Raw genomic sequence first — 18,898 nt, 5'->3', positions numbered from 1 at the left:
TATGAAAAATTTCCTCTTGATGGTTTGTTTTTTTCTCACCGCCCTTCCAATATTTGCAGGTGATGCAGTAAAGATAGAGATTACACGTGATACAGTTTTCCAGCAGAGTATCGAGATTCCATTCGGGACTACATTAGTTGTTGCACCGGGAGTAAAAGTACTGTTCGAGGGGTATCATGTTCTGCGTGTCAACGGATTGATCATTGCAGAAGGGACTTTGTCAGAGCCTGTGCTTTTTTCGGGTCTGGATCGCGAAACCTCATCGCGTGAAAAACCCGCCTGGAAGGGAATCGAGATTGTGGGGAAGAATGCGCACGGGCATTTCAGAAACTGCCGTTTCGAAGGAGCTTACAGAAACCTGATCTGGGAATCCAGTCCCTCTTTTGATTCCTGTCAATTCACCGGAAATCATTATGCCATTTACTGCACAAAGAAAGCGGCTCCTCCTGTGCAGAACTGCAAGTTCAATCGGAATACCTATGGTATTGCGGTGGATTTCGCCTCTCCGCTTCTTTCCGGAAACATAATTACTGAAAACAATGTCGGCCTTCATCTTCAGTTAAGTTCCAGTGTGCTTGCGGGTAAAAACCTTATCACTGGAAATGGAAAAGATATTCATTCAGAAGCGGCGTTTGGGCCAAACAACAATTTCATGTCAATGCAGCGGATGTGGGACATGATGCGTCAGTTGTTTTAGTTTTCGGAGGTTTTTGTTTATGGCTTTTATTATTGCAGTATTGCTCGTTATTCTTGGAATCGTTCTTTTTTCCTATCCCCCAAACAGAAGTGTTCCCAATCCAAAGCTGACCGGAATTGTGGCGGTTCTTTCCGGATCTGCTCTTCTTATCTATAAAGCGATCGTTGTTATCCCCGCGGGCAACGTGGGAGTCGTGGATTTTTTCGGTAATGTTTCAAAAAATGTTCTGAAGCCTGGTATCAATCTGGTCAATCCCTTTGCGAAAGTTATTAAAATGAGCATAAAAACCAGGGAGATAAAGGAGGAGACCAGTGTTCCGACTCAGGAAGGTCTCTCGCTTAATCTTGAAGTCAGTCTGCTCTATCATCTTGATCCTGAGGCGGCTCCGGAGGTTTACAAAACAGTCGGTGCGATTTACGAAGAGATAATCCTTGTTCCGCAGTTTCGTTCGGCTATCCGGACTGTCACCTCAAACTATGAAGCCAAGGCTCTTTACACGTCTGTAAGAGAGATACTTGCCACCGGAATAGCGGAGGAACTGAAAAAAATCGTTGAATCCCGTGGAATAGTTGTAGAAAGTACACCTTTACGGAACATACAACTTCCTCCTAAAGTCGCTGATGCCATCGAGGAGAAACTCCGTGCAGAGCAGGAAAGCCAGCGTATGCAGTTTGTGCTCGAAAAAGAGAAGCTGGAAGCTGAACGTAAGAGAATCGAAGCACAGGGTATAGCTGATTTCCAGAAGATAGTTTCTGAGGGAATAAACAGGGAGCTGCTCCAGTGGAAGGGTATCGAGGCCACAGAGAAGCTTGCCAACTCTTCAAATGCCAAGGTTGTGATTGTAGGCGGCAAGGATGGGCTGCCGTTGATTCTGAATACAGATAAGTAATGTTGAATCCGGGTTGGTGTATCATTTAGATACCGATTCTGCAACCGGCAGGATGGGAGAGCCGGATTTGTCCATCTCAAGAATCAGCATCCCTCCGATTACCCCGAACTTGTTGTTGCTGATTCTATATCGCCTGTATCCTGCTGCATCTCTGGGAAGTCCCTTGAGGCGCCCCGTTAGTTTTCCGCTTTTTATCTCTTCTGTTTTCAGATAATCGTTTTTCCGTAGCCTGGTGTCAGGATCGTGAATGATCATGCTGTTCGGGTCATCTTTTTTTCCATCATGGCCGTAACCTGCAAGCGCTACCCAGTGCCCACCATTTCTACGGTACTCATCTTTGTTCTTGTCGTAGCGGTACCAGCCGATATTGAAGAGCACAGCTTTGTTTTGGTACAATGCTTCACGGGCGGTTTTCATATCAGGAATTGCTATACCGGTCTTGAACTCATTGGGAACATCTCTGAATCCATAAAACTTTATCTTTACAGAATCGTAGCCGTGGTCGGCAAGAAATCTCTTCAATCCGGATGAAATGTCTGCTGGACTGGAGCCATGAGAGCCTGTATTGATGTATCGTGATGAACCGATTTTCCTGATCAGATTGTACTGGTCCTTTTTGTGGTCACCTGAATTATCCAGAAGTCTGGGGTAGCCATTTAGTCCGTACCAGAAAAGAAAATTGGAGATAGAGACGGGACCGCAATAAAGGGCACCTTTACCAGGGAAGCCACCGAAAGTGTTGTCACGCTGGTAATAATCAGGAATTGAATCGATAAGCGAGATATATTTCTCAGGGATTGTTTCTCCGGCTTGAAGTGAAACAGGGCTGGAGATAAAGATAATGGCTATGATAATAAAAGCAGGAATCAATTTCTTCATATTTATTTGTTTCATATTCAGCAGTATTTATTTCAGTTGACTAAAGGGTAAATTGTATTCTAAATGACCATTGTATGTCGTCTGGATCGGGTTTGGTCGGAATCGAATGGTGAATACGATTATGGAAAACAAATCTTTTCTCTGATTGTCTTATTGATTTTCACGCAGAGGTGCGGAGAGGAGAGAAGGACAAATGAGTAGGAATAACAGTTCAAGACTGTTTCAGATTGATCAGGACAATCAGGTTAATCAGTGGTCTTGGCCTGGATGCCTGTTTTCACAGACATGACACCTGGAGGTGACAGGCACTATTTACAACAGAACATTTTCCCTCACGTCCTTCCTGGCGCAAGCAGGAATCCATCCAGAAATCATCCCAATCATCTTAATCACAGGAACCACAGTTCAAGACTATTTCAGATTGATCAGGTTAATCAGTGGTCTCTTTTATCCACCCTAGGTAATCCCTGTTTCCTCCGGAGATTGGAATGGCAATTATACAGGGGCAGGTGTAAGTATGGAGTGATTTTACTCTGTTGGTCAGTTTCTCAAGAAGACTGTTTCTTGTTTTGGCGATAAGGATTGCCTCATTGTCCTCGCTTATGGCACCTTCCCACCAATAAATTGATTGCATCCCGTCGATAATATTGACACAAGCAGCGAGCCGCTCCTCTACAAGAGTTTTGCCTATGAGACGGGCCTGTTGTTTGTCTTTGGTAGTGATATAGGTCAGGATTGCCTCCAAGTGAATACCTCCTCATATCAGGGGAAAATACTGAGATGTAAATTATTGATTCAGCTCTTAAAATTTACATTCCTCCAGAGAATCTGTTACATTTGACAGAATCCGTGGATTGCAGAACAGAGTTTGAGCGGAGATTGTCAGGAAATTCTTTGTTCCTGTTCGTGTACGATTTGGCCCAGTGCTTTCATTGGAACAGGTTTTTCGAAAAAAACAGCATCCATTGCCTGAAGTTTTTCTTCTGCAATTTCAGTCACATAACCTGAAATCAGGATTTTCTTAACATCTGGTCCCAATCCCTCCATTAACTGGATTCCATTGCATTTGGGCATTTTGTAGTCGGTAATCAGGACATCTATCTTGTTTTTTGAAAGAAAATACTTGGCTTCCATGGAATCGTTAAAAGTATGGATATTGCTGTTTGTAGTCGCACACTGCACAAAAGTCTTCAACAGCTCAGTGATCTGAACTTCATCATCAACAATAACTATTTCCAATCTCTTTCCCATTAAGCCCTTCTTAAAGATTTTTATAAATTATCATTCTATCATTTATGTTTTTTGTTTGCAAGTTATTTATTCCTGTTTTCAGAAGATCTGAAAGGGTAATGAATTGATTACTGTCAATGATAACTGCTTTTAAACAGGACAATACAGGTATGGAACATATCAGACTCTGTGTCTTTTTCTCTATGGTTTAAGTGCAGACAATTCAGATACAAATAAGAATAATTAATATCTTTTTTTGTATGAAATCAAGGAATTTTCACAATCCGGGATAATTAAGGCTGGAATATTTACAAGCATTCTTCGTTCCAGTATTCAGGTTGTCTGGGGCTGGGATCGGTTTTCATCAAATTACCTCTGAGATGAAACATTGACTTAAGCCTTTAAGTCACCGATTCACCTGTGAGGTGAATCAGAATTTAACCCTAAATAATGTACAGAGTGCTTGATTTTCAGAGAGGTATATTGTATTTAAATACAGGATGACAATCCGGAGCTTCTTCTTCTCATTTTTCTCACATTTCGATTCTTACAGACTGGTAAAAAGTTTTGCATTCATGATTATAGGGGGGCATGATGCCTGATAAGATTCATCACGCTTTAGTATTGAATTTTCACCAGCCATCAGAGAATCTGGAAGGATTGCTTGCAGAAAACGAGTGGGAAGCAAAGGAAATACTGTGGACACTGGACAGGGTTCCAAGGACATTATGGAACTATGAGGAGATTGCCAGAGTCCATCTCTCACTCTCCGGCACTCTCCTGGAAACCCTCTCCTCACCGGGTTTTCAGAGCAGGGTTTATGGTGTGGTGAAATGTGGAAAGATGCTTTGGCATTATCAGAACACCAGAATCATCGAAATCCTGGGGACCGGTTATTATCATCCTGTTTTGCCTCTTGTTCCTTCACAGGACAGAGAGGAACACTGCATTCGCTGGCAGGGTATCGCCCGTCATCTTTTCTGGCGACTGGAATTTCCTGGATTCTGGCCTCCTGAAATGGGATTTTGCATGGAGATGATTCCCATGCTGCGCAGACTTGGATACAGGTATGTTTTTGTAGATAGTGAGAATGTGGAGCCGCTTGATGAGATGTCGTGGCAGGAGACCCGCTACCGTCCTCATTTTGCCAGATATGGTGATGATGAAATCATTGTAATAGTAAGGGATAGAGAGCTTTCTGATGCGCAGCTTTCGGGAATGGATCTGGGCTGGTTTGAAAAAGAGGTAAAGGAGCGGACAAAATGGTGTGATTTTCCTCCTCTGGTGACTACCTGTACTGATGGTGACAACGGAGGATGGTTTAGAAACACCAATAAACAGAGTAATTTCTGGAATTACTTCTATATGGATCTGCTGGAAAATGTGAAAAACGGCACTTCACCGATCTCTCCGGTATTCATCAATGATTACCTCAACCAATTCGGAGCGTCAAAGAGGGTTAATGTAAAGACCGCTGCCTGGAACACAGGGTGGCACAATGGGAAAGATTTTGTGCAGTGGACTGGTTCTCAGGCGCAAAAAGATGCTCTAAAGCGAGTAGCGGAGGTAAGTGGTCGATATCATGATTTAAAGGCAAGCTTATCTCCGGAGGCTGCAAATGAAATCTACTGGCATATCCTGAGGGCGCAGACAAGCTGTAATTTTTTCTGGGGTGAAGCATGGGTCTATAAGTGTCATCAGGACCTGGATGAAGCAGAGGGCTTGATGAAGGATATGGAGAAAATGCAGCCGTTGGAAAGTCATGCCTGAGAGACAGTTACATTTGTAATCAGATACAGAAGTCTTATTTTGTTACTGAAATTACAACTGCTATGATGTTATAATTTTTCTTCAAAACCTGCTGGTTTCCTGAGACGCCGGCAGGCTGTTCCCATCAATTTAAAATTATTAACAATTCAAGGGGTATGGAATGAAACCGATAGGAAATTTTCCTGATCAGATAGATGGATTGCCCAATATTTGTGGGCTGGAGGGTAATCTGAAGGAACTGGTCAACTCAGCAGCCGATAAACCAGTGTTCCTTAATGACAGCAGAATTTCTTTTCAGCGTATAAAGAGTGCCTGTGCCATCGCTCTTCACATGCACCAGCCTCTTATTCCTGCCGGGGGAGGGGATCTCAGAACCGCTGCTATTATCAGTAATCTTCAGCACATGATGAACAACCAGGGGATAGGAGACAATCATAATGCTCCAGTGTTCCAGTGGTGTTATAAGCGGATGGGTGATTTTATTCCCCAGTATGTGGGAGAGGGAAAACAACCCAGGGTTATGCTTGAGTATTCCGGGACACTTCTGTGGGGTTTTCAGCAGATGGGGCTTGGTGATGTGATCGATAATCTTAAGAGAATTACAATGGATCACAATTACCGCAATTATGTGGAGTGGCTGGGTGCTCCCTGGGGGCATGCTGTTGCCCCGTCGACGCCAGTTCAGGATTACAAGCTTCACGTTCTTGCATGGCAGCATCATTTTGCAGCGATGTTTGGACCTGAGGCACTTGAGAGGGTACGAGGATTTTCTCCTTCAGAGATGGCTCTTCCAAACCACCCTGATGTCGCCTATGAATTTGTCAAGACACTCAGGGAGTGCGGATATAAATGGCTTCTTGTGCAGGAGCATACAATTGAGAATCCGCTTGATGGCTATGGACCGCAGTTGAAGCATCTTCCTCACAGACTTGTCTGCAGGAATTCCGAAGGTGATGAGGTATCCATAATTGCGATTATAAAGACTCAGGGAAGTGATACTAAACTGGTCGCTCAGATGCAGCCATACTATGAGGCCAAGTCGCTTAACAGGTGGGAACTTGCGGGAAAACAGGTGCCGCCTTTGGTGACTCAGATTGCGGATGGAGAAAATGGCGGGGTTATGATGAATGAGTTCCCGGCGAAGTATGCTGAGGTTGTAAACGAATGCAACGGCTCCGAAACCGTACTTATGAATGTCACAGAATACCTCGAACATCTCTTCGCTCTTGGAATCAAAGAGTCTGATTTCCCGGTTGTACAGCCGATTTTCCAAAAAGCAATTTGGGATAGGTTCACTCCTGGTACCGGCCCGGACAAACTTGCTAAAACTATTGAGACTCTCAAGAAGGAAGATCATCGTTTTCACATGGATGGCGGAAGCTGGACCAACAATATTTCGTGGGTAAATGGGTATGAAAACGTGCTTGATCCGATGCTCAAGCTCAGTTCTCTTTTCAACCAGAAGGTCCTGAGCAGAAACCCTGATACAAGAGAACACAGGTACAGAAACGCACTCTTCCATCTGCTTTCATCTCAGACCAGTTGTTACAGGTACTGGGGACAGGGTATCTGGACAGATTACGGGATTGAGATATGCAGGCGGGGTATGGATATAATTAATTTTGATTTCAAGTAGAATTCAGGTGCTGGCTGGGACATGTAATAAAATCATCTTCCCTCCGTATATAAAGAACTTCAGCAGTGGGCGGTAGATTTAATGATTCAGTTAAGTAACCGGACACTGCTGAAATAACTTATTTTTTTAAATAGAGAGGTTGGAACTGGTGTTCCGGCTGGTCTTCAAAACCAGTAGCGGGCGGATAACACCGTCTGTGGCAGGTTCGATTCCTGCTCTCTCCGCCAAAATACCTCAAGAGAAATATCCAAATGAATCCAGAAAAGAACTTCCGACAGTTGCCAAGTGTTGACAAAGTACTTCATACCGGAATTTCAGAGGAGCTTATTGAGCGCCACGGTCGTGCAATTGTGACTTATGCTGTCCGCCGGGCACTGCAGAACGCAAGAATCTCTATGGAAGCCGGGGAGAATAAGATAGATCTATCGCCCGAAGGCATCTCGCACTCAGCCGGTGATATTGTAAAAGCTATCTGTGAACCCTCACTGAAACCTGTAATTAACGCCACAGGAATTCTGCTTCATACAAATCTTGGCCGGGCACCCCTTGGTGATGCAGTAGTGGAAGGAATGATACCGGTGATAAGCGGGTACTCCAATCTGGAATTCGACCTTCAGAGCGCCTCCAGAGGCCATCGTACAGAACATCTTTCCGAGTTCCTGACCTATCTTACCGGTGCCGAAGGTATAATAATTGTAAATAACAACGCCGCAGGAATAATTCTTGCCCTCAGTACTTTTGCTTCCGGTAAAGAGGTGATTATTTCCAGAGGGGAATTGATTGAAATCGGAGGGGCATTCAGGATTCCGGAAATAATGGCTGCCTCAGGGGCAAAGATGATCGAGGTGGGGACTACAAACCGCACCCGGCTTTCAGATTATGAACAGGCGATAAATCCGGCCACCGCGGCCATATTCAAGGCTCACAAGTCGAACTATACGATCGAGGGCTTTACAGAGGAAGTATCGGTGAGGGAGCTTTCCATTCTTGCCCGATCGTATCAGATTCCACTTTTCTACGATATTGGTTCAGGACTGCTTCGCAAACCTGACCTCAAGGGCTTTGAAAATGAGCCAAATGTGCAGAGCGCTATCAATGACGGTGCTGAACTTGTCATGTTTTCAGGTGACAAGCTGCTGGGAGGACCGCAGGCCGGTATAATTGCCGGGCGAAGGGAGCTTGTTTCTGCACTTTCACGTGCCCCTCTGATGAGAGCTTTGCGTGTGGGGAAACTTACAATAGCAGCACTCTCTCAAGCCTGCAGAAGTTATCTCAGTGATAAAAGCCTTGTCGAAAACAACCCTGTGTTCTATTTCCTGCATCGTAAAGATGAAGAAAAACGGGAAATCGCAGTTACTTTAAAAGATGAGCTGGCAAAAAGACAGATTGCCTCCGAAATCTCAGAGAGCACAGGTCAATGCGGAGGCGGTACTCTTCCTGACCTGAAGATCCCCAGCTACGCAGTGACGCTTATCTCACCTGTTAAGGACAGAGAGGCTTTCGCCGAATCGGTATTCCATAATCTGCTGAAAAGGGATCTGCCTGTGCTTGGTATCCTGAGGGAGGGGCGGATAGTTTTCGATGTTTTTGCCCTGTCAGGTAAAGATCTGCCGGTCATTGTCGAGGCGACAGTTGACTGTGTGAGAGGCGCGCTTCAATGAAACATCTCATCCTGGGTACTGCCGGGCACGTTGATCACGGAAAAACTGCTCTTGTTAAAGCACTTACCGGAATTGAATGCGATACTCACAAAGAGGAGAAACGCCGGGGGATTACCATAAACCTGGGGTTTACATCCCTTAAGCTTCCATCAGGTGATACAATTGGCATAGTCGATGTTCCGGGGCACAGGGATTTTGTGCATACGATGGTGGCCGGGGCAAGCGGAATCGATATAGCACTTCTCCTTGTCGCAGCAGACAGTGGAGTGATGCCCCAGACCAGGGAGCATCTGAGAATAATGCAGATACTGGGAGTGCGCAGCGGTATCATTGTGATCTCCAGGATCGATCTGGCTGATCCTGAAGTTTCCGATATGGCAGAGACTGAAATTCGTGAACTGGTCAAAGGTACATTTCTGGAGAATGCACCCATTGTAAAGGTCTCCTCAAAAACCGGCGAAGGTATTGATGAGCTGAAAGGTGCCATAGCAAGAGCGGCTTCGGAAGTCAGAGTACGTGCCGGTAGTGAGGTTTTCAGGATGTTCATAGACCGGGTGTTCAGTGTCAGTGGATACGGCACTGTGGCTACCGGTTCAGTTATTGGCGGCACTGTGAAGGCTGGCTCCACGGTATACCTTCTTCCCCGGGGCAGGGAACTGAAACTGCGGCGATTGGAGCGCTATGGCAATGAAGTGGAGGAGGTGACTGCCGGTGACAGGGCATCACTGAATCTTTCAGGTGTATCCCGTGAGGAGACTGCCAGAGGCATGCTGGTTTCTGACCGTCTTCTGCGCTCATCAATGCTTCTGGATGCAAACTTCAACCTTTTTGAATCTGGGAAAACTCTCAAGTTGTGGTCACGAGCCGTTTTTCTCCTGGGGACTTTCGAGTCACAGGCCAGAATTCATCTTCTTGATAAGCAATCGATTCGTGCGGGGGAATGTGCTATAGTCCAGATTCATCTTGAAGAACCCTGTACTGCTCAGATCGGGGATCGTTTTGTGCTGCGTAGTTCATCGTGTGATACTACTCTGGGCGGAGGAGAGATAATCGATGCCTCGCCGCTTCATCACAGAAGACGTTCTTCACAACTGATTGAGAGATTGAAGAAACTTTCAACCGGGAAATTACCGGAACTGATTACTTCTGAAGTGAAGAAAAACCCGGGTGGAATCTCTCTGAAATCTCTTGTGGAGCGGTTGAATATCTCTTCCGCAGAGATTGTTTCAACTGAACTCTCATGTGTTATCCGTCTTCAGGGGGAAAAAGATCTCTATCTGATTGACGAAGCTGATCTCGATAGTACCTGCAGCAGGATTATCAGGGGAATTGCTGATTATCACAAAAAGAACCCGCTCGCTTCCTCAGGACCTGCTCTTGAGGAACTCCAGGGGATACTCCCTGTTTGTCAAGGCCAGGATGGGAAAGATATTCTTGGGGCAATTCTGGCGCGGATGGTTAACCAGAAGAAATTAAGAAAAGAGGGACATCGGTGGAGCCTTCATGGTCATCATGCAGCATCAGGGCTTTATGTCCGGGAGATCGATATTGTAGAGAGATTCTTTAAAGACTGTGGTCTGAAAACGCCTCTTCTTTCGGAACTCGAGCTGCATGCCAGGAGAAATGGTCTGGATAATCATCTGCTCAGACAGATTATTCAACATCTGATTTCAGCCGGTTTATTATATAAAGCGGAATCGGATCTTATCCACTCCTCGATTGTAGATTCCTCACGGATTACTCTGTTGCGCAAACTTAAAGAGACCCCGGAAGGTCTCACTGTGGCTGCATTCAGAGATCTGATAAGTGCAAACCGCAAGCTCTGTCTTCTCCTGTTATCAATTTACGACAAGGAAGGAGTGACTGAGAGAAGAGGGGATATGAGGGTTATTACAAAAAAAGGAATAGAGGTACTTGATTCAACTCCTTAAAGCTTCCAGAAAAGCCTTTGCCTCATTACATTCTTTCCCTGGTCGCTGACATCCCTCATTCAGGAATCTGCTGTACGCTTCGATCATGCTGGCCCTGCTTGTTTCATCCTGTAACGCCTCAAAGCGACGTTTGTAAAACTGTGCCCTTCTTAACAGAATCTCTGCCCTGGGCTGTCTCCATATTATAGAAGGCGCAAGAATCGCTTTTTCCATGTAGTGTGCCGCAGTGCTGAAATCAGGCGCTAATTCATAAGCAAGGGAGACATCAGAGTAGAAACGTACATCATTTACATCGTATTTGCTGCTCAATTCGATTATTTCACGGATATATCTGGCATGATAGAAGGCATCTGCCAGGAGCACTACTGCACTGTCCCGTGTAGCCCCGGTCAGATTATCGAGCCCTGTGGAGTTGATACTCACTATCACAGCCGTATAGTTTTTCTCCTTAAATGCGTCAATTGCCTCCTGAAGAACAGACCTGGGCTGTTCCTGGTTCACAGATGGTAAACTGGTCTTTATTGCCGGGATGGCTGCTTTAGTCTTTTGACTGACTTCCTTCAGTGGCGGCTCGATTGAATCTATCACTGATACTGTCGCGCTGTCACTCATTTTTCCGATCAGAGCCGCAGACTCATCTTGTTTACTTTCCGGAGAGTGGAAAAATCGAAAAGCAAAATACCCGACAGCTATCAGAGCTATTACTGCCAGAGATACTGGAATGTACCTGTGTACAGGATGCTGTGGAAGATTTATTGTGGGGATGCAGATTGTAGCATCGAAGTCATCCGGGTTATCCATAAACCTTCTGATCAGTTCCTGAGGGGAAAGAAAGGCAATTTCGGAAAGCGCACTGTCTATGTCACGACGAAGAGATTCATGTGTATCGTACCTGTTTTCCCTGTCAAACATCAGGCATTTATCAACAATCTTATAGACTTTTTCAGGCAATCCACCGGCCAGTTCGCTGATTGGAGTCATTTCACCGGACATCTTTGAGGAGATCATCGATTCCAGTTCACCTTTGAATGGTCTTACTCCGCATAGCATCTCGTAAAGAATAATACCCAGGGTATAGATATCGCTTCTGCAGTCTACCTTCTGCTGGTCGTGCTGTTCCGGACTCATGTAATACGGAGTACCATAATCGAGCCTGTATCGCTCCTCTCCAAGCTGTGCCAGTCCGAAGTCCATCACTTTCAGAATTCCATCCCCGGTCAGAAGGAGATTTTCCGGCTTAAGGTCAAGATGAACCAGTTTTTCCGAGGAATTGCCCCAGATGGAGAAGGATTTTCCGTATGCATAATCAAGGGCTGAGGCGATCACGGAAATTATAGAAAGGCATACAGCAGGAGGAAGCGAGGGATATTCATTGAGAATTGCCCTGAGAGATTTTCCGTCGATGTATTCCATCTGAATAAACGGTAATCTGCCGTCCCAGATACCTCCGCCATGGACTTTGATGATGTTTGGATGATCGAGTCTGGCGGTTACCTTTGCCTCCACCTCAAACTGCTTCCTCAGGATCTCGTCAGCACCGGGTTTGAGCACCTTGATTGCGCGTTCCATCTCGATGTCGACTTCAAAACCCTTATAGACGATCCCGATACCGCCTTCACCCAGAATGGAGGTGATTCTGCAGTTACCGATTATTTCACCGAGCCGGGGCAGAGATGATGTGTCGGATATTCCGGTGTTCAGGAGGCTTTTTCCCTGATCAGATTCTTTATCAATCAATGCAAATTCCTTGTTCTCTAAGGTTAATTAATATAATTTCACTACTCAGCCTTGAAAATGAGAATTACTCCTATTCCAGAAGAACTTTTTAGAATGAGCGTAAAAAAACTATTCTCCGGATTTATATTTCTATTTATATCATTTATCCTGAATTATTCAACACAGGTAAATGGGCAGGATGCTGACAAATGGCAGAGCGTGGAACCAGAGATTATTGATCGAAAAATACTGGTGACACAGCACTATGATAAAAAGCTATATTCTGTTTTACCAGACACATTGCGCTCACTGTCGGGTATCAGAAGTCAGACCTGGATCGTGCTTAATAAAGTGGTTGTTCCACAGGGAACAGGTCTGAAAGTTCCACAGGGGATAAAGATATTCTTTGAACCCGGTGCATCGATGCTTATTGAAGGTGCTGTGGAAATCACCGGTACAACCGAATCTCCCGCTCTTCTTTCGATAATTGATATCAATGAAATGTACATTGCTCCAAGGACCACACGGATCCTCTGGAAAGGTATCAAAGTAGGAAAAACAGGAAAGCTTACTCTTAAAAACGTTAAAATTTCAGGTTCAGAAACCGGCATTTCCTCGGAGGGAATCTGTGATTCGATGGTTATAGAAAACGTTACCTTTTCAGATCCGGGGAATGTTTCTGTAAAGTATTCAGATTTATCGGCACAAGTATTTCCCGACACTCCGTTTACTCTTATTTGCCCTAAACCATGGGTAAGGCGAATGGAGCAGAAAGGATACAGAACAGGTTCGAACTGGTTTTTTGGTCAGACCGCGGTTTTGGCTGCAGCAGGTGTGATTTTTACTGTTGCAGGGTATTCTGTTGATCAGAAGGTTAAGGTAAGCAGCACTCATGCTGAGGCTCAGGGGTACAGCAACAGAGCTACTGTGCTTTACAATATTTCCAAAGGTTGTTATATCGGAGCCGGAATAACTTTAGCACCGGCTGTAGTCTTTAAAGTCCTCTCAAACAAAAAATCAGATCCGGGAGACAAACGATGATGATGAAATCAAGAAAAACAGGCTTTCTTATCTTCTCAGCATTCCTGATGTTTTTTACGATCTGCCAGAGGGTAGAGTCGCCTCTTCTAAGCGACTATAACGGCTATTATTCTATTGAGGCACAGTGGATCTCACCACAGGATACCTTTCCGGTTCTTGCCCCATGTACTCTTATGTACATTACAGACAAAGACACATTTGCCTCAATTGATTTTCAGACTGAACCCGGGAATCGTTTCGATACATCCTTTCTCCGGGAAACATTCAATGATTCACAGATGGTAGTGGTGTTCACCGCGCCGTTCAAAGGATCGGTTCGGTTGATCGGTACCAGACCTAACGAACTGAAAGATACATGCACTCTTCCTGTAATTGTTAAAAACCAGTTCAGGCTCAGCGGAGAGACAACCGCAATCGCAGGCAGCTCAGTATCTGTCAGCATCTCATCTGTAGCTGGCAGGGCATTGACAGTTGAATGGTATGCCGGTAACAGATTCGCAGCCCGGACAGAAGGAAAAGAAACATTAAGCTTAAAATGTGATACGGCAGGAACACTGGATGTTTATGCGGTGGTTAAAGATTCTCTGGGGAACTCAATTAACACTGATACCATGGAAATTCTGTTTCTTTCCAGACCGCCAAAGGCATCATTTCCCCTGAAGACCTTAACAGTGCCTGCAGGACAGAGTTTTACTTTCACTGTTCAGAAATCAGACTGTGATTCATTGCACTGGATAATAAAGCAGCAGAACCGGAAGATAAGCACCATCGATGCGCTGACATTTACATTTACTGATCCGGGAATTGACACAGTAATTCTCAGGGGATCAAACAAGTATGGAATGCTGAGTGATCCTGAAACATTATTTGTAAATATCTCAGCATTTGAATACGGACTGAAGCCTGTTGCAGGAAAATTTCCTGATACTATTATGGTTGGTAAATGGGCGAAGTGGGAGATAGAAGCAGTTCGCGGCAAAAAGGCCCTGAAAGACACCGGCATCTCCTATTTCTGGAATGTAATTCCTGACAGTATCTTTGATTCAATCAAAACCAGTATCAGTTCCAACACTCTTGAACTGTTTTTCAACGATTCACAACCCCCGTTTACAATCCTGGTTTCAGCTTTGGTGGGGACAGATTCCACCTACAGCATTCAGAAATCTGTCTATATAAGAAAATTCCGTCCTTACTGTACTTTTATAACTGGTGACACGACGATCTCTATGAGTCGGGATCTGCAGCTTTCAGTGCGTGCAGGTGACAGTAATGACAGTGGTGTGATAAAAGACATTTTTTACAGGATATCAGATGATGACTCGGCATACAGTACTGGAGGGGTGAAGAAGTGGTCTGTCAGATTTCTTACCCCCGGTAAAAAAGTCATCAAGGCCTGGGCCGTTGACAATGATGGGTTTATATCGGATACAGCCTCAATTTACGTTGATGTATATGCTGATGGACCGTATTTTATTCGTCCCTTGATTGATACAACAGTCTATATAAAAGATACTGTGAAGATTCTTGTTCCGGCTGTTGACGGAGACGGCTCTTCTCCAGTAGCAGAATATCTCTGGGATTTTGATGATGACGGGGTTTGGGACCGCACAACAGATCAGGGCCTGTTTGATTCAGCTTTCAGTGATACAGGTGTAAACCGGATTACAGTAGGATGCAGAAGTGAAAACGGAGATACTGCCCATGTTCTTGCTGAAGTAAAAATCAAGGTTATCCCGGGAAGTCCACAGGTCAAGTCTGTGAGTTTCTCTCCGAAGGTCGTTTATGTCGGGGATCCTGTTACTGTCCGCGTTAAAGCGGCAGATTCCAATGGTGTAGTAAAACAGGTTGCGATCGGGATTGATGGAGTGATGGATAATGTCTTCCAGGTAAAAGCAAACCAATCAATAGATACCAGTTTTAATATTGAAATCTCTGAAATCGGGAAATTCGCGATTAAAGCAGCGGTAATCGATGAGGATGGACAGAAATCAGAATATGTTTTTGCCTCTGATTCTATAAATGTGTCATCCGGGGTACCGGTTGTGGAATCTGTCAAACCGGACACATGCTGGATATATGATGATACCACATACCACATCACAGCCTTCGATGTCAACGGGGATATTTCCGGCTATTATATCCAATGGGAAGAGGGATCGTTCCAATATTCTGAAGATTCTACTTTCAATCACAGTTTCAGTACTGAAGGACTGAAAAATGTACGCGTGTACGTAGTAGATGATGAGGAACAGGTATCCGATACTGTTACATTTTCAATTCTTGTACTTTCCGGAAAACCTTCAATCAAACACAGTTTTCCAGATTCAGTCTGGTACATGGATACGGTTCAATATGAATTGACCGGAACGGATCAAAACGGATTAATCAAAAGATTTGCTGTTTCATGGGAAGATGGTGAACCATTTGAGTTTAAAAAGAGTAATCTGTTCAGCCATTCTTATTTAACACCGGGGATGAAAGAGGTAAAGGCTTTTGTGCTCGACGACGATTCACTCTCTTCCGATACCCTCATCCACAATGTGTATGTGAGACTCGGATTACCCTCTTTTAAGTCTATTGCCATGAACAGGCCCGATTCAGAAGTTTACATTTTGGATAATATTCGTTTTACTGTCAAGGGCTCAGATCCCAACGATTTTATCGACAGCATCTATCTTTCAACAGATGGCGATACCATTTTTGAACGCAAGATAAAAGCAATCAGTGACAGTGCGGTTTTTCCTGACATTTACTTTTCGAAGGCAGACAGCGGATCGAGAGAACTTCTTTTCAGAATTAAAGACAATGACGGACTTGTTAAAGACACTGCTCTGACACTCACAGTGAAATCAGGAGCCCCTGTGATAGATTCTATTGTTCCTGGCAGTGTCTGGATTGGTGGCACAAACTCATTTACGATCTACTATACAGACAAGAATGGTTCGGTAGATACATTTGCAATCGATTGGAACAACAGCGGAAAATGGGAGGGGAAGGGAGTCAACATCTTCTCACATCGATATGATACAAGCGAAGCAGGAACACAGACTGTAAAAGTGAAAGTCAGGGATGATGATTCTCTGTGGACAACAAAGAGTTTTCAAATAACTGTGAGATTGGGAAGACCGCTTATTAAAGCCGGACCTGATAACAGCACTCAGCAATGGAAAAAAGGTGAAAACTTTGATACTCTTAATGCGGTCTTTAAAGACATCGATCTGATTTACATGGTGAATGGTATTGACTCGAACGGGACTATTGTAGAATATGAATGGTACCGGGGTGAATACGATGGTACCTACAATTACAAAACTGATGTTCCGGAACTGAAAGAATTTTTTACACTGAATATGGCTTCCTTTGTGACTGTACGTGGACGGGATGATGACAGTCTCTGGTCTAATCTGTTTAGCTTTTATATACTGCCGGATTCATTCCCTCCAGCTCCTGAGGTAATCGTTCCGCTTTCACAGCCAGGCATGCCTGATGTAAAGATCCAATGGAGAAAACTGGACAAAGTGGATGATTCACTTACCTGTTTTGCCATCCTGGCAGGTAAATCGATAAATGCAATTAATGATACATTGATTCCCTTTACTCAGGCAAAGAGCCCTGACTTTGGCAAGAGTGGGGAATGGCTCATATACCAGTTCGACCCTCAGTCGAAAAACTATAATGGAACCTTCTATTGCAAGGTGGTAGCAAGAGATCGCCATGGTTCCACTTCAGAGAGCAATATAGTAGTGCTTCTTTATCCATATTAATTTGAATTTTTTTTTTTTCATAGCAGAATAATCTTAAATGGGATTATTCTGCTATTCTGCAAATACGCTACCCTGAAACCAGGTCCTGCAATTGCACTATATCCTTTTTGTGACAACGCCTTCAGGGTACTGTTTATGATAAAGATCGGATATGCCTGCATTAACACGCTTTTGCCATCTTCGGCCAGGACCTTCCGACTGGCAAATTATTCCGAAAAGAGAATGCTTGAAGTTTCCAGGGAGAATATCTCTGCACTGAGAGCGATTCTTGAGTGGAACAGGGATCAAGGGATTTCACTTTTCCGTATAACCTCAAATCTGATCCCCTTTGGCTCAAGTACCATCAATTCAGGGGTCTGGCAAAGGGAGCTTGCTGATGAGTTCCGGGAGATAGGCAGCTTTATTCGTGCAAACAAGATGCGTGTTTCAATGCATCCGGGGCAGTATACAGTTCTTAACACCCCAAATCCTGATTTTTATGAGAATTCTATTCGTGATCTTTACTACCATAACAGAATACTTGAACTGATGGAGCTTCCATCGGAGCACATTATAATAATCCATGGCGGAGGAGCCTATAAAGACAAGGAAAAATCCCTTCATGTATTGGAGAATCGCATATCCTCCTTACCATGTGAGATCCGCAGGAGGCTCGCACTGGAAAATGACGAGCATATCTTTACTGCTGAAGATATCTACAATGTATGTATCAGGACTGATGTCTCAGGTATTTTTGACGTATACCATCATTCCCTGAACCCGGGTTTTCAGGGAATGAGTGACCGGGAGGTTATTCTGCTCTATAAGGGAACCTGGAGAAACTGTCGTCAGAAGATCCATTATTCCGATCAGGAACCATCAAAGCCATCAGGAACCCACTCTACATCGGTCAATCTCAGTACGTTTGGCAGGTTTTATAAAACCATAAGAGATCTGGATTTGGATATAATGCTTGAAGTCAAGGATAAACAGGAATCTCTGTTGAAGATCAGGAAGAGATACCGTGAGATACGGTGAAAGAAAAATTTACAAATTAGTAATGTGGATTCTACAGGTGGTTTTGCATATCCCTCTGTGAAGTTTCCTTGAGCCGGGTTATGACCTGAGTGTATTTGATATGAATCATATTTTTGTCGTAATCATAGAATTGCTCAAGCATCTCCTGCTGCTCATGTTCAGATAAATAGGTCAGAGATGCGGGAAAGAAAGAATTATCCTCTTTCCAGACATGGCCGGGGTAAAACTTCACCAGATTATCCATCTTCTCTACTATAGGCATCAGGAGTTCATGGTTCCCCTTTACATATCTGGTCTTGTATTCGAAAATCTGATCTGTAAGCTCTCTTACATAAACATGGTCCCGTATCAGTTCCTCCATCATGAGGCGATCTTCTTTCCTGAGGTCACGATCTTCGAGAGTGGAGAAAAGGATCTGCTCCTCTTTACCGTGATGGGTCCTGTCTGCATACATTTTGATAAAATCCACCGCAGTATCGATAAAGACTGGATTAACCCGTTTCTGTTGTTTGATAAACAGAGTTTCCTGATGGATAAGAGTGAGGAGTTTTTCGATAAGACGATGCTCTTTTCTTAACGGGCCTGAGGGATTCATAATAGTGTCCCTGAAAGATTTAGAGGTTTTTTATTTATATGTAAAAAGCAAAGGTATTGCCAATCAGCACCG

At 44.3% G+C, this 18,898-nt stretch carries 14 protein-coding genes; 9 read left to right on the top strand and 5 right to left on the bottom strand.

The window, feature by feature from the left end; translation table 11 throughout:
• The first annotated feature begins 1 nt into the window (after window position 1).
• Both GX089_06160 and GX089_06155 read left to right on the top strand, forming a co-directional pair.
• Complete coding sequence (locus GX089_06160) at window positions 2–697, top strand: right-handed parallel beta-helix repeat-containing protein (GenBank protein NLP02058.1); 696 nt, start codon at window positions 2–4, stop codon at window positions 695–697.
• Window positions 698–716: 19 nt separating this feature from the next.
• Window positions 717–1,586, top strand: a complete 870-nt coding sequence (locus tag GX089_06155) for a prohibitin family protein (GenBank protein ID NLP02057.1) — start codon at window positions 717–719, stop codon at window positions 1,584–1,586.
• A gap of 21 nt (window positions 1,587–1,607) precedes the next feature.
• Here GX089_06155 and GX089_06150 read toward each other — a convergent pair whose 3' ends face one another.
• The 3 genes from GX089_06150 to GX089_06140 form a co-directional block, all read right to left on the bottom strand.
• Complete coding sequence (locus GX089_06150; protein NLP02056.1) at window positions 1,608–2,465, bottom strand: hypothetical protein; 858 nt, start codon at window positions 2,463–2,465, stop codon at window positions 1,608–1,610.
• Window positions 2,466–2,895: 430 nt separating this feature from the next.
• Window positions 2,896–3,210, bottom strand: coding sequence for a divalent-cation tolerance protein CutA (locus GX089_06145; protein NLP02055.1), 315 nt, complete (start codon window positions 3,208–3,210; stop codon window positions 2,896–2,898).
• Window positions 3,211–3,347: 137 nt separating this feature from the next.
• Complete coding sequence (locus tag GX089_06140; GenBank protein ID NLP02054.1) at window positions 3,348–3,716, bottom strand: response regulator; 369 nt, start codon at window positions 3,714–3,716, stop codon at window positions 3,348–3,350.
• Window positions 3,717–4,286: 570 nt separating this feature from the next.
• Here GX089_06140 and GX089_06135 point away from each other — a divergent pair.
• The 4 genes from GX089_06135 (at window position 4,287) to selB (ending at window position 10,693) form a co-directional block, all read left to right on the top strand.
• Window positions 4,287–5,465 (top strand): glycoside hydrolase family 57, encoded by a 1,179-nt coding sequence (locus tag GX089_06135; protein ID NLP02053.1) that lies wholly within the window; start codon window positions 4,287–4,289, stop codon window positions 5,463–5,465.
• Between the two features lie 169 nt (window positions 5,466–5,634).
• Window positions 5,635–7,101 carry a glycosyl hydrolase family 57 gene (locus GX089_06130; protein ID NLP02052.1) on the top strand — a complete coding sequence of 489 codons (1,467 nt, stop codon included), beginning with the start codon at window positions 5,635–5,637 and terminating at the stop codon, window positions 7,099–7,101.
• Window positions 7,102–7,352: 251 nt separating this feature from the next.
• Window positions 7,353–8,762, top strand: coding sequence for an L-seryl-tRNA(Sec) selenium transferase (gene selA, locus GX089_06125; protein NLP02051.1), 1,410 nt, complete (start codon window positions 7,353–7,355; stop codon window positions 8,760–8,762).
• Window positions 8,759–10,693, top strand: coding sequence for a selenocysteine-specific translation elongation factor (gene selB / locus GX089_06120; GenBank protein ID NLP02050.1), 1,935 nt, complete (start codon window positions 8,759–8,761; stop codon window positions 10,691–10,693). The genes selA and selB overlap by 4 nt, the downstream gene beginning before the upstream one ends.
• On the opposite strand, the gene GX089_06115 is transcribed toward selB, so the two are convergent.
• On the bottom strand, window positions 10,682–12,430 hold the full coding sequence (locus tag GX089_06115; GenBank protein ID NLP02049.1) for a serine/threonine protein kinase: 1,749 nt from the start codon (window positions 12,428–12,430) through the stop codon (window positions 10,682–10,684). The genes selB and GX089_06115 overlap by 12 nt on opposite strands.
• A 93-nt stretch (window positions 12,431–12,523) precedes the next feature.
• Between GX089_06115 and GX089_06110 the strand changes: the two genes are divergently transcribed.
• The 3 genes from GX089_06110 (at window position 12,524) to uvsE (ending at window position 18,231) form a co-directional block, all read left to right on the top strand.
• A complete protein-coding gene (locus GX089_06110) occupies window positions 12,524–13,450 on the top strand; it encodes a hypothetical protein (protein NLP02048.1) in 927 nt (308 codons plus the stop codon).
• Entirely contained in the window at window positions 13,447–17,214 is a 3,768-nt protein-coding gene (locus GX089_06105; GenBank protein ID NLP02047.1) for a hypothetical protein, read from the top strand. Before GX089_06110 ends, GX089_06105 begins: the two co-directional genes overlap by 4 nt.
• Before the next feature lie 135 nt (window positions 17,215–17,349).
• Window positions 17,350–18,231 carry a UV DNA damage repair endonuclease UvsE gene (uvsE, locus tag GX089_06100; GenBank protein NLP02046.1) on the top strand — a complete coding sequence of 294 codons (882 nt, stop codon included), beginning with the start codon at window positions 17,350–17,352 and terminating at the stop codon, window positions 18,229–18,231.
• Between the two features lie 31 nt (window positions 18,232–18,262).
• Here uvsE and GX089_06095 read toward each other — a convergent pair whose 3' ends face one another.
• The gene (locus GX089_06095; GenBank protein NLP02045.1) at window positions 18,263–18,826 is read right to left on the bottom strand and encodes a cation-binding protein; all 564 of its coding nucleotides are present in this window, start codon (window positions 18,824–18,826) and stop codon (window positions 18,263–18,265) included.
• Window positions 18,827–18,898 lie beyond the last annotated feature (72 nt).

The organism is Fibrobacter sp., from assembly GCA_012523595.1.
Lineage (GTDB): Bacteria > Fibrobacterota > Chitinivibrionia > Chitinivibrionales > Chitinispirillaceae > JAAYIG01.
This window is presented reverse-complemented; position numbering and strand designations above follow the sequence as displayed.